Annotated in this window: 10 protein-coding genes and 1 pseudogene; 3 read left to right on the top strand and 8 right to left on the bottom strand. The window is 69.8% G+C overall.

The features are described from left to right. Window positions 1-907: diguanylate cyclase (locus D7W82_RS35025; protein ID WP_120622470.1), on the bottom strand; the 907-nt coding region annotated here is incomplete at its 3' end. A gap of 137 nt (window positions 908-1,044) precedes the next feature. Here D7W82_RS35025 and D7W82_RS35030 point away from each other — a divergent pair. Both D7W82_RS35030 and D7W82_RS35035 read left to right on the top strand, forming a co-directional pair. Next, complete coding sequence (locus D7W82_RS35030; RefSeq protein WP_120622471.1) at window positions 1,045-1,833, top strand: glycosyltransferase family 2 protein; 789 nt, start codon at window positions 1,045-1,047, stop codon at window positions 1,831-1,833. A 7-nt stretch (window positions 1,834-1,840) separates the two neighbouring features. Next, window positions 1,841-2,677 carry a ChbG/HpnK family deacetylase gene (locus tag D7W82_RS35035; protein WP_120622463.1) on the top strand — a complete coding sequence of 279 codons (837 nt, stop codon included), beginning with the start codon at window positions 1,841-1,843 and terminating at the stop codon, window positions 2,675-2,677. Window positions 2,678-2,746: 69 nt separating this feature from the next. Here D7W82_RS35035 and D7W82_RS35040 read toward each other — a convergent pair whose 3' ends face one another. From D7W82_RS35040 to hemE, 5 genes are all read right to left on the bottom strand, one after another. After that, entirely contained in the window at window positions 2,747-3,406 is a 660-nt protein-coding gene (locus D7W82_RS35040) for a class I SAM-dependent methyltransferase (RefSeq protein ID WP_120622464.1), read from the bottom strand. 46 nt (window positions 3,407-3,452) lie between these two features. Then, a complete protein-coding gene (locus D7W82_RS35045) occupies window positions 3,453-4,583 on the bottom strand; it encodes a mannosyltransferase family protein (RefSeq protein ID WP_120622472.1) in 1,131 nt (376 codons plus the stop codon). 109 nt (window positions 4,584-4,692) lie between these two features. Further along, window positions 4,693-6,930, bottom strand: coding sequence for a fatty acid oxidation complex subunit alpha FadJ (gene fadJ, locus D7W82_RS35050; protein WP_120622465.1), 2,238 nt, complete (start codon window positions 6,928-6,930; stop codon window positions 4,693-4,695). Further along, window positions 6,930-8,231: an acetyl-CoA C-acyltransferase FadI gene (gene fadI, locus D7W82_RS35055; protein ID WP_120622466.1), complete on the bottom strand. Its 1,302-nt coding sequence runs from the start codon at window positions 8,229-8,231 to the stop codon at window positions 6,930-6,932. The genes fadJ and fadI overlap by 1 nt, the downstream gene beginning before the upstream one ends. A 117-nt stretch (window positions 8,232-8,348) precedes the next feature. Then, the gene (gene hemE, locus D7W82_RS35060) at window positions 8,349-9,392 is read right to left on the bottom strand and encodes a uroporphyrinogen decarboxylase (protein WP_120622467.1); all 1,044 of its coding nucleotides are present in this window, start codon (window positions 9,390-9,392) and stop codon (window positions 8,349-8,351) included. Between the two features lie 385 nt (window positions 9,393-9,777). Between hemE and D7W82_RS40265 the strand changes: the two genes are divergently transcribed. Continuing rightward, a complete protein-coding gene (locus tag D7W82_RS40265; protein ID WP_147439706.1) occupies window positions 9,778-10,104 on the top strand; it encodes a hypothetical protein in 327 nt (108 codons plus the stop codon). Window positions 10,105-10,108: 4 nt separating this feature from the next. Here D7W82_RS40265 and D7W82_RS35070 read toward each other — a convergent pair whose 3' ends face one another. Together D7W82_RS35070 and D7W82_RS35075 are read right to left on the bottom strand one after the other, a co-directional pair. After that, window positions 10,109-10,735: a carboxypeptidase-like regulatory domain-containing protein gene (locus tag D7W82_RS35070; protein WP_120622469.1), complete on the bottom strand. Its 627-nt coding sequence runs from the start codon at window positions 10,733-10,735 to the stop codon at window positions 10,109-10,111. Beyond that, window positions 10,735-11,151: pseudogene (locus tag D7W82_RS35075) on the bottom strand (caspase family protein); the annotation flags it as partial. The gene D7W82_RS35070 and the pseudogene D7W82_RS35075, both read right to left, overlap by 1 nt.

Genomic DNA, 11,151 nt, shown 5'->3' on the forward strand with positions numbered 1-11,151 from the left:
GGTGGAGGCAGATGCGGTCGCGACCCTCTCGCTTGGCCCGGTAGAGGGCCTCGTCCGCGGTGAGCAGCAGCTGCTCCGGGGCGAGGATGGCGCGGTGCGGGAAGCTGGAGACGCCCAGGGACGCGGTGACGCGCAGGGCGCCCTCCGGTCCCGCGTGCAACTCGTTGATTCCCTTGCGGATTCGCTCCGCCACGGTGAGGGCGCCGGGCAGGTGGGTGCAGGGCAGGAGGATGGCGAACTCCTCTCCTCCATAGCGGGCCACCAGGTCCGTCTCACGCACACTGTGCTGGAGGGAGGCCGCCACCTCCCGCAGGACGCGGTCCCCGGCCCCGTGGCCGTGGGCGTCGTTGATGTTCTTGAAGTGGTCCAGGTCCACCAGGATGAGCGACAGGCTCTCGTCGTAGCGCTGCGAGCGGCGGAACTCCTCGCGCAGGCGCTCCTGGAAATAACGGTGGTTGTGCACCTGGGTCAGCCCGTCCGTCACCGCCAGGCGCCGCAGCTCCTCTACCTGGGAGTGAAGTGACCTCAACCGGGAGTGCGTTTCCAGGCTCCGGTAGAGCCTCAAACGCAGCTCCTCGTCGTCCCAGGGGGTCAAAATCACCTCAGCCCCCCGGCGCAGCGCGGACAGGCGCAGGGCCCGGTCCTGTGGAGGTGCAAGGACCACCACGGCGGGTCGGGGCGCGGGTTGAGGTGGGGTGAGGGCCTCCAGGAGGCCTTGGGCCTGCGCTTCGCCGGGGCCGCCGGAGCAGAGCAGGACGCCGTCTACCTCCTGGGTCAGCCCCAGCGCCTCCGGCCCGGACCGGGCTACACGGAGCGCGAAGTCCTCCGGGCCGAGCGTGCGCACCAGCTGCGGCAGCAGTGCCTGCGAATCGTCCACGACCAGAAGCGTGTAGGGCTGGGTTTTCACCGTGTCCCCGTAAAATGATGACTATGCGGTACTATAGGGGTTTCCCACGAGAAGGGCCAAGGGGTTTGCCAGCGAGTAGGCCCTCTGCTAGCGAGCCCGCGTTTCCTTCCTGACGGAACGCGCGCGACATGACGACCGTGGCCAAGTACCCGAGCATCAGCCTCTTCTTCCCCGCCTGGAACGAAGAGGACTACGTGGAGCGCGCGGTGAGCCGCGCACTGGAAGTGCTGCCGAAGCTCACCGACGACTTCGAAATCATCGTCGTCAATGACGCCTCCACGGACCGGACCCAGCAGGTCTGCGACGCGCTGGCGGCGAAGGTGCCTCAGCTGCGGGTCATCACCCACCCCGTGAACCTGAAGCTGGGCGGAGCGATGCGCACGGGGCTGGCGGCGAGCACGAAGGACCTGGTGCTGTACTCGGACATCGACCTGCCGTGGGACATGCGCGAGCTGGAGCGGGCGCTGCACCTGATGGACTACCTGGAGGCGGACATGATCTGCGCCTTCCGGTTCGACCGCACGAGCGAGGGCGCCAAGCGCATCGTGTACTCGTTCGTCTACAACCTGCTCATCCGGGCGCTGTTCGACATCCAGATCAAGGACGTGAACTTCAGCTTCAAGCTGATGCGCCGCCAGGTGCTGGAGTCCATGGAGCTCCGGAGCCAGGGCTCGTTCATCGACGCGGAGCTGGTGGTGAAGGCCATCCGCAAGGGCTTCCGCGTGTTCCAGATGGGCGTGGACTACTTCCCGCGCACGCGCGGCATCTCCACGCTGGCGTCCCCGTCCGTCATCCTGAAGATGGTGAAGGAGCTGGTGGCGCTGTACCCGGAGACGCGCTCGCCGTCGCCGCCGGTCAAGCCGGTGCGCCTGCCGCCGTCCGTGCAGCCGCTGCGTTCGGTGCCGGGCCACGCGGGGCGCGGGTAGGACGGACATGGCGCCGCGCACCCGCCTCATCGTCAACGCGGACGACCTGGGCCTGCATCCGTCGCTGGACGCGGGCATCCTCAAGGCGCACCGCGAGGGCATCGTGACCAGCGCGACGTTGCTGGCCATGGGGCCTTCCGCGGCGGAGGCCGTGGGATTGGCGAAGGCGCAGGGGCTGGCGGTGGGCGTGCACCTGGCGCTGTCCACGCGGCTTCCCTGCGCGGCCCCCTCGGAGGCCGTGCGGACGGTGGCGCCGGGCGGGCGGCTCATGGGCAACTGGGCGGAGTTCGCGAAGGCGTGGATGACGGGGCGTGTGCGGCGCGAGGAGCTGGAGCGGGAGCTGTCCGCGCAGCTTTCTCGCGCGCGGGAGCTGGGCGCGAAGGTGGACCACCTGGACGGGCACCAGCACCTGCACCTGCTGCCCGGGGTGCGGCCGGTGGTGGAGGGCATCGCCGCGCGCGAGGGGCTGCCCCTGCGGTGGCCGGATGCGCTGCCGCGGGTGTCGTGGCTGCGGGCCCCCGGGCCCGCGTTGAAGACGACGGTGCTGGCGGTGCTCGCGCGGACGGCGCCCCGGGCCCGGCCGGGCGTGCGGCGGGTGAGCGCGGGTGGCGTGTTCGAGGCGGGCCGGTTGGATGAGTCCGCGCTGCTCGCGGTGCTGGACTCGCTGCCGGCGGGGGACTTCGAGCTGGGGTGCCACCCCGGTGAGGGCGCTCCGCAGGTGCCGGAGGACCCGGCGTGGACCTATGGCTGGGAGGCGGAGCTGGCCGCGCTCACCAGTCCCCGGGTGAAGGCGAAGCTCGTGGAGCGGGGCATCACGCTCGCGAACTACGGCGAGCTGGGCTGACGAGCCGTGGAAACCTGTCCGACTGTCGGACAGGTTTGGAGGCGGCCCGCCACGCCCGCGGGGGCATCTTCAGCGGGCCTCTGCGTCGTAGAGCAGGTGCGGCGTGGTGTAGCCCTCGCCCAGGCCCACGACTTCACGCACTTCAAAGCCCGCGTCACGCAGGAGCCGGACTCCGTCGACTCGCGGATTGAGCACCATGCCGCCACTGGCCTTGGTGCGCCCCAGGAGCGACACCATCACCCACTCCTGCGCGAGCGCCTTGGCGTGCTTCCAGGAGCGGTCGCCCTCCACCTCCTTCAGGAGGAAGCGGCCTCCGGGCTTGAGCAGGCCTCGCACGGACTGGAGGAAGCCGGGCCACCGCTCATCGGGCAGCAGGTACAGCACGTCGCAGACCACCACCGCGTCCAGCGTGTTCGGCTGCGTCTTCGCGAGCTCCTCCACGGAGCCCACGTCCAGCGTCACGTTGGGCAGCCCCGACAGGGCCTGCTTCGCCCAGTGCACCTTGCGCTCGTCCAGGTCCACTCCGAGCACCCGGCGCTCCGGCACCGCGAGCGCCATCACCGCGGACAGGAGGCCGTGGCCACAGCCGATGTCCGCCACCGTCCCGGAAGGCAGGCGCGACGCCACCGCGAGCAGCGGGGCAGACGACGCCCGCGCGTGCACATGGAAGCGCTCGCTCGCGGGCAGGTGCGCGTAGAGCTCCAGCGCCTGGGCCATGAGGCCGTTCATGAGGTGGCCTCCACGCTCGGGTCCACGGCTCGTCCCATCCGTCCGCTCATGACACGTACTCCGCCGCTCCGTAGGCCGCCGCCAGCGCCAGCATCCCGCAGGCGCTGGTCGCGAGCACGCCCCACCTCATGCGCGGCCGTTCCTTGAGCAGCAGCGCCAGCGTGAGGAACAGCGGGAAGGCGGCCAGCAGGTAGCGCCCCATGCCCATGAAGTCCTTGCTGGACAGGGCGGGCAATCCCACGATGGCCAGCGTGTACACGCCATAGCCCCACCCCAGCCGCTTCGCCGTGGGCCACACCAGCGAGAGCGCCCCCACCGTGACGGCCGCGTGCCCCACCAGCCGGAAGCCGTCCGACAGCGACATCTCCCGGCTGAAGCCCTGGAACCAGCGCAGCTTCGCCCACGTGCGCCAGCCCGGCTTCTGGTCCCACCCCGGCGCGGACTGCACCTTCACGAACGCGAACGGCTCGCCGAACGCCTTCCACTGGTAGAGCACGTACAGCACGAAGCCCGCCGCCGCGAACACCGGCAACAGGTCCATCAGGCTCCACTTCAGGCCGCGCTCGTGCTTCCACTCCAGCCGCCGCGCCAGCAGGCCCACCACCAGCGCGGGCGCCACCGGCCGCGCCGCCGTGGCCACCGCCGCGAGCAGCACCGCCCACCCCAGCTGCCCCCGCTCCAACAACAGGAACGCCCCGATGATGAGCAGGAGGAACAGCGCGTCCGAATACATGGCCCCGTAGAGGAAGAACGCGAACGGATAGAACGCCAGCAGGAGCCCCGCGTTCCTCGCCGCCTCTTCATCCGCCCGCGTGCGCGCCCACAGCGTGAAGACGTACAGCGCGCCCAGGCCGCACAGCATGGTGACGAGCACGCCCGCGAGGAACGTGTCCACCTGCAAGAGGCCCAGGCCGCGCAGCACCAGCGGGTACAGCGGGAAGAACGCCACCGGGCTCTGCTGGCCGGGCGTGTAGCTGTAGCCCGCCGTCGCGATGTGCGCGTACCAACCGGCGTCGAAGTGCGTCCAGCCCAGGAGGATGGGAGCGCCCGGCCACGTCAGCCGCGCGGGGCTGTAGCCCTGCGGGAACGCCAGCGCGGACACCGTTACCAGCGCGGTGCACACCACCAGGGCCGCGAGCCCGGCGGTCAGGACAACACGAGGAGCGGAACGGACCATGTGGGGCATGCCCCTTGGTCCAGAACCGCCCCTCGCGTCAAGTCAGCCCCGGAAACGGGGAGAGGACCGTGAGCCCTCCCCTCCCCTGCCCCGGTGCGTCATGCGGCACTCAGGACTCGTAGAAGCCCTTGCCGTCGCGCACCTTCTCCACCAGCAGCGGCGCGGGCGTGAAGCGCTCGCCGTACTTGTCCTGGTAGTGCTCCAGCTTGCGCAGCAGGTTCGCCGGGCCCAGGGCGTCCGCGTACCGGAACGGGCCGCCCAGGAACGGCGGGAAGCCCAGGCCGAAGATGGCGCCCACGTCGCCGTCGCGCGCGCTGCGCAGGATGCCCTCACCCAGGCAGCGGATGGCCTCGTTCACCATCTGCAGCGCGACGCGCTCGGCCATCTCCGCGGCGTCCAGGGACTTGCGGTCCTTGCCGTGCGGCAGGAGCAGGTAGACCTGCGGGTCCACCTCCTTCTTCTTCCCGTTCTCGTACAGGTAGAAGCCCTTGTTCGTCTTGCGGCCCAGGCGGCCGTCGGACACCACGCCCTCCAGCGCCTTGGGCGCCGCCATGCGCTTGCCGAACGCGGCCTCCATGATGGGCCCCACCTTCTGGGCCACGTCGATGCCCACCTCGTCCAGCAGCGTGATGGGCCCCACCGGGAAGCCGAAGTCCACCAGCGCCTTGTCCAGCTGGACGATGTCCGCGCCCTCCGCCAGCAGGTACGCGGCCTCGTTCATGTACGGCGCGAGGATGCGCGACGTGTAGAAGCCCGGCCCGTCGTTGACGACGATGACCGTCTTGCCCTGCTTCTTGCCCACGTCCACGCAGGTGGCCGTCACCCACTCCGCGGTGCCCGGGTGCGTGATGATCTCCAGCAGCGGCATTTTGTGGACCGGGCTGAAGTAGTGCATGCCAATCACCTGCGAGGGGCGCTTGCTGCCCTTCGCCAGCTCGCCAATGGGCAGGCTGGAGGTGTTGGACGCGAAGATGGTGTTCTCGCCGGTGACGGCCTCCACCTCCGCGATGACCTGGTGCTTGAGCTTCAGGTCCTCGAAGACCGCCTCAATCACCAGGTCCACCGACTTGAAGCCGCTGTAGTCCGTGCCCGCGGTGATGTGGGACAGCTTCGCGTTGGACTCCAGCCGGGTGAGAGAGCGGCGCTTCACGCGCTCATCCAGCACCGTCTGCACCTGCTTGAGCGCGCGGCCCGCGCCCGCGTCGTCCCGGTCCTTCACGCGCACGGGCACGCCCTGGAGCACGCCGGCCACGTAGGCGATGCCGCCGCCCATGAGGCCACCGCCCAGCACGCCCACCTTCTTCACCTCGCGCGGCTTCAGGTTGGGGTTGGAGGTGCCGTTCTCCTTCTTCAGCGCCGTGGTGGCGAAGAAGATCTCCACCAGGCGCCGCGACACGTCCGTGAACACCAGCTCGCCAAAGGCCTTGGCCTCCGCCTCCAGGCCCGCCTTGCGGCCGGACTCCAGGCCCACGCGGATGACCTGCAGCGCCTTCTCCTGCGCGGGGTACTTGCCGCGCGTCTTCTTCAGGAGCTGCTTCTTCGCCTGGTCGAACATCACCTTGCGGCCGAGCGGGTTGTCCTCCAGCGCCGCCTCCTTCCAGAGGTCCTTGTTGATGAGCCCCTGGAAGAGGCCGGCGATGCCCTTCTTCTTGCCGCTCTGGGCCACGGCCTTGAAGCCCTGGTGCGAGCGCTCCACCTTGAGCGTGCCCGCCGCCAGCTCCGCCGCGCGCTTGAGCGCGAGGTCCTTGAGCATGGGCACGGGGACGACTTCATCCACGATGCCCAGCTTCTTCGCCTTGGACGGCTTGACGTTCTTGCCGGTGAGGATGAGGTCCAGCGCGGCCTCCGCGCCAATCAGCGCGGGCAGCCGCTGCGTGCCGCCGGCCCCGGGGATGAGGCCCAGTTGCGTCTCCGGCAGGCCCACCACCGACTTGGGGCTGTCCGTGACGATGCGGTAGTGGCACGCGAGCACCCACTCCAGACCGCCGCCCAGGCACGCGCCGTGGATGGCCGCGACCACCGGCTTGGAGAAGGACTCCAGCCGGTCGAACTGCTCGTGCGCGCCGCGGCTGATGGCCTCCACGTCCGCGGGCGTCTTGAGCGTCTGCAGGAAGTCGATGTTCGCGCCGGCGACGAAGTTGTCCTTCTTGCCGGAGATGAACACCACCGCCCGCACCTCCGGGTCCCGCTCCGCCTGGAGGAGCAGGTCGGAGAACGCGGCGCCCACGTCCGGGGACAGCGTGTTCACCGGCGCGCCCGGCTGGTCCACGGTGATGACCGCGACGCCGTTCGTGACGTCGTAGCTCAAGCCCTGCTTCGCTTCGACTGCCTCTTGCTTGGTCGCCATCACGCACGCTCCAGGATGACCGCGGCGCCCAGGCCACCCGCGGCGCAGACGGTGCACAACACCGTGTTCTTGTTCCGACGCTTCAGCTCATTCAGGGCCTGCGTGATGATGCGCGCGCCCGTGGCCCCGAACGGGTGCCCGATGGAGATGGAGCCGCCCGTCACGTTCAGGATGGACCGGTCCACCTCGCCGACCGGCGCGTTGAAGCCCGCCTTCTTCGCGAACTCCTTGGACGCCAGCGCCTGGAGGTTGCTCGCCACCTGCGCGGCGAAGGCCTCGTGCATCTCCACCAGGTCGATGTCCCCAAGCTTCATCCCGGCGCGCTTGAGCGCCACGGGCGCCGCGTACGCCGGGCCCTGGAGCAGCTGGTCGCCCGGGTCCGTGGCGGCGAAGGCGTGCGAGCGCAGGAAGCCCAGCGGCTCGTAGCCCAGCGCCTTCGCCTTCTCCTCGCTCATCAGCAAGAGCGCCGCGGCGCCGTCCGTCAGCGGGGACGCGTTGCCGGCGGTGACGCTGCCATAGCGGCGGTCGAACACGGGCTTGAGCTTGGAGAGCGCCTCCAGGCTGGTGTCGTCGCGCACGATGTTGTCCTTCGTGGCCGTCTGCTCGTACTTGGGCGGCACGGTGACGTGCATCACCTCACCGTCGAACAGGCCCTCCTTCCACGCGCGGGCCGCGTTCTGGTGCGAGTTGAACGCGATGAGGTCCTGCTCCTCGCGGGTGATGCCGTTCTCCTTGGCCATCTTCTCCGCGCTCTCGCCCATGGTCTCGCCGGTGGAGTACTCGGCGATGGCGGGGGGCACGGGGATGAGGTCCTTGGCCTTGAGCTTCTGGAAGGGCTTGAGCTTGTCCGGAAGGCTCTTGCCCTTGGACGACGCGGCCAGCGCGTGCGCCAGCGGGCGGCTGGTGAAGATGGGCGCGTCCGACAGGGACTCCGTGCCACCGGCGATGACGACGTCCGCGTCGCCCAGCGCGATGGCGTTGGCGCCCGCCACCATGGACTGGATGGACGTGGCACAGGCGCGCGCCACCGTGAAGGCGTCAATGCGCTTGGGCAGGCCCGCCGCCAGCACCACTTCGCGCGCGATGGACGGCGCGGTCAGCGTGGGGATGACCTGTCCGAAGACGACCTGGTTGATTTCGTTGGGGTCCAGGTCGCTGCGCTGCACCAGCTCCTGGACCACCATGCGGCCCAGGTCCAGCGCCGTCAGGTTCGCGAAGACGGTGCCCGCCTTCGCGAACGGCGTCCGCAGTCCGCGGACGATGGCCACCCGCCGGTGGCCGTTGCGCTTCTCGCTTGCCATGTGTGCCTCACCCTCTGTGAAACGAGTGAGGCGCTTCTAACGGCGGGCAATGCACCGCGTCAATGTCGGATTGATTCTTGAGTCAACTGCTCGCCAGTCGGGCGGGCTGGGGATTGTTCAGCCGAGCGTGCCCTGGCGGAGGGCGGCGCCGTGCTTGTGGACGGCGTCCACGAGGAACTTCGCGGCGTCCGGGTCGGTGGGCGGGAGGATGCCGTGGCCCAGGTTGAAGATGTGCCCGGTGGGGCCGGCGCGGCGGAGGATGTCCTTCACGCGACCATCCAGCTCCTCGCGGGGGAGGAAGAGGTGGAGCGGATCCAGGTTGCCCTGGGTGGCCACGTCCGGCCCGAGGATGCGGCGGCCCTCGTCCACGGGGCAGCGCCAGTCCAGGCCGATGACGTCCGCGCCGGTGCGCTTCAGGAGCGGCAGGTGCGGGGTCATGTTCACGCCGAAGAGGATGACGGGGACGCCGGTGGCCTTGAGCTCCGTCACCATCTCGGTGAGGTACGGGAGGCTGAAGCGCTCGAAGTCCCAGGGGGACAGCTCGCCGCCCCAGGAGTCGAAGATTTGAACAATCTTCGCGCCGGCCTCCACCTGCATCTTGAGGTACGGGATGAGGGTGTCGGTGAGCTTCCGGAAGAGGCGGTGGGCGACTTCGGGCTGCTCGAAGAGGAGGCGCTTGATCTGGATGTAGCTCTTGGAGCCGCCGCCCTCGACCATGTACGCGGCCAGGGTGAAGGGCGCGCCCGCGAAGCCGATGACGGGCACGGAGTCGTTGAGGGCCTTGCGCGTGCGGCGGATGGCCTCGGCGACGAAGCCGGTGCCTTCCACGGGGTCGGGGACGCCGAGCTTGTCGATGTCCGCGGGCGTGCGCAGCGGGTTGGGGAAGTGGGGGCCCTTGTCGCCCAGCTCCAGGTGGATGCCCATGGCCTCCACGGGGATGAGGATGTCGGAGAAGATGATGGCCGCGTCCACGCCCAGGCGGGTGATGGGCTGGACGGTGACCTCGGCGGCCAGGTCCGGGTCCTTGCAGAGGTCCAGGAACGCGATGTTGCCGCGGATGGCGCGGTACTCGGGCAGGTAGCGGCCCGCCTGACGCATCAGCCACACGGGGGTGGTGTCGGTGGGCTGGCGGCGCGCCGTGCGCAGGAGTCGGTCGTTCACGTCGTCACCTTCGAGGGGCGAGAGGGAGGCAGGGACTTCACGGCCCGGGGTGTACCCTATCTCCATGACCCGGTTGAACCGCTACGTTCCGAGTCTGCTCGCGCTCGCATGCATGGCCTGTGCGTCGGGGCGGACGGCCGCTCCCGCCCGGCCTCAGTGGCCGCTGCCCCAGGAGTTGGTCCGCTGGGAGCCGGTACCCGGGGTCAGCGTCGTGGCGCCTCGGGGGCCATCTGACGGACTGGAACCGGGCCACTCGGGGCCGGATGCCTTCTGCGGGTACGAGAGGGCCGACCACCACCTCCTGCTCACTTTTGGTGAGCCTCAGCCCTTGACCGGCAACGGCGGCTGCTCATGGAACCACACGGACTCGGGCAGGTATTTCAGGATGCACTGGGAGGTCGATGTCTACGCTCCCGAGGCCTCGCCCGAAGAGAAACGTGAGCAGCTCCGGAAGACGCTGCTCCAGGGCATTCGGGAGACCGAACTCACCCAGCTGCCCGCGCCCTGGTACGGATGGGAATGGCGCGCTGTCGTCCGAGAGTGGCTGGGCCCTCCAGAAGAAATGCCGGATGGGATTGGAGAGATTCTCCGCGATCGCTGGCTCGTCGCGGGGACGAGCCTCGTCTTCCTTCAGGTTGTTTCCCGCGAGGAGGATCCGTTCCCCGAAGGCGAAGCCTTCCTCGATTCGCTGCGGGTCACTGACGTGAAGTGACGATTCAGCCGCCGTCCCGGCCGCCGTGGTCGTCGCTGCCGCCATCGTCGTCCCCGCCGCCATCGTCATCCGCAGGCAGCGTGATGACCTGTACGCGCTCCTCGCCCTCCCGGACGCAGACCTCCGTCTCTACGTCCTCCAGGTCGTCGGCCTTGACCTCCAGCGCGTAGCAGCCCGCGGGCAGCGGCCCCAGGCGGACCTCGCCGCTGCTCGTGTCCACCTTGGCTCGGTCTTCTCCCGTGCCTCGCAGCTCCACCTCGACGTCGGGCGGGATGGCGCCCTGCTCGTCCCGCACCCTCACGGTGAGGAAGGCCCCGGGCTTCGCCTGGATATCGCCCACGTCGGTGACCCGGGCTCCCTGCGCCAACACAGGCGTCCTCGCCGCCTGCGTGCGCGAGGCGACCACGTACAGCTCCAGCGACACCGCCGGCACGCCGTCCAGTTCGAAGCGGCCGTCCGCGGCCACCGTCGTGCGCAGTTCCTCGTGGCCCAGCACGCTGACTCGCGCGACGCCGGACTCCGCGCCCAGCACGCGGCCCCGCACTGTGCCCGTGCGCAGGTCTCCGTTGTCGAAACCGCCACAGCCCATGAGCGCCAGCACCAGCGCTCCCATGCTTGTCCTGGCTCGCATCAGAAGCGGTACCCTCCGGCCAGCAGCAGGCCTCCAAAGCCCACCGTGCGCGTCTGCCCGTCCACCGGGACGTAGGCCCACAACGCCTGCGCCCTCGCCTCCACCATCCACACCGGGCTGAAGCGGAACGACAGCGCGGCCATCCATCCCGGCCAGGCCGTGACGTACTGCTCGTTCCGGTCCAACAACTCCAACTGGAAGGAGCGCTGCAACCACAATCCGGCCACGCGCGGTCCGGTGGACAGCCCCAGCCGGCCCCACGTCCACGTGGGCCCCACCGCCACGCCCACGAGCAACGAGCGGTGACGCACCGGCACGTCGCCGCCCGGGTCCAACCGCAGCGACTGACGCCCCTGCCCCGCCGCCACGTCCACCCAGAGGTCCAGCTTCCCGTCCAGGAGCACGCCCTCCCAGCC

It is taken from the genome of Corallococcus sp. CA049B (assembly GCF_003611685.1).
Lineage (GTDB): Bacteria > Myxococcota > Myxococcia > Myxococcales > Myxococcaceae > Corallococcus > Corallococcus coralloides.

Coding starts and splice junctions, on each gene's coding strand:
- D7W82_RS40265 (WP_147439706.1), top strand. CDS start 9,778: ATGCACTGGGAGGTCGATGTCTACGCTCCCGAGGCCTCGCCCGAAGAG.
- fadI (WP_120622466.1), bottom strand. CDS start 8,231: ATGGCAAGCGAGAAGCGCAACGGCCACCGGCGGGTGGCCATCGTCCGC.
- D7W82_RS35040 (WP_120622464.1), bottom strand. CDS start 3,406: ATGAACGGCCTCATGGCCCAGGCGCTGGAGCTCTACGCGCACCTGCCC.
- fadJ (WP_120622465.1), bottom strand. CDS start 6,930: ATGGCGACCAAGCAAGAGGCAGTCGAAGCGAAGCAGGGCTTGAGCTAC.
- D7W82_RS35035 (WP_120622463.1), top strand. CDS start 1,841: ATGGCGCCGCGCACCCGCCTCATCGTCAACGCGGACGACCTGGGCCTG.
- D7W82_RS35070 (WP_120622469.1), bottom strand. CDS start 10,735: ATGCGAGCCAGGACAAGCATGGGAGCGCTGGTGCTGGCGCTCATGGGC.
- D7W82_RS35045 (WP_120622472.1), bottom strand. CDS start 4,583: ATGGTCCGTTCCGCTCCTCGTGTTGTCCTGACCGCCGGGCTCGCGGCC.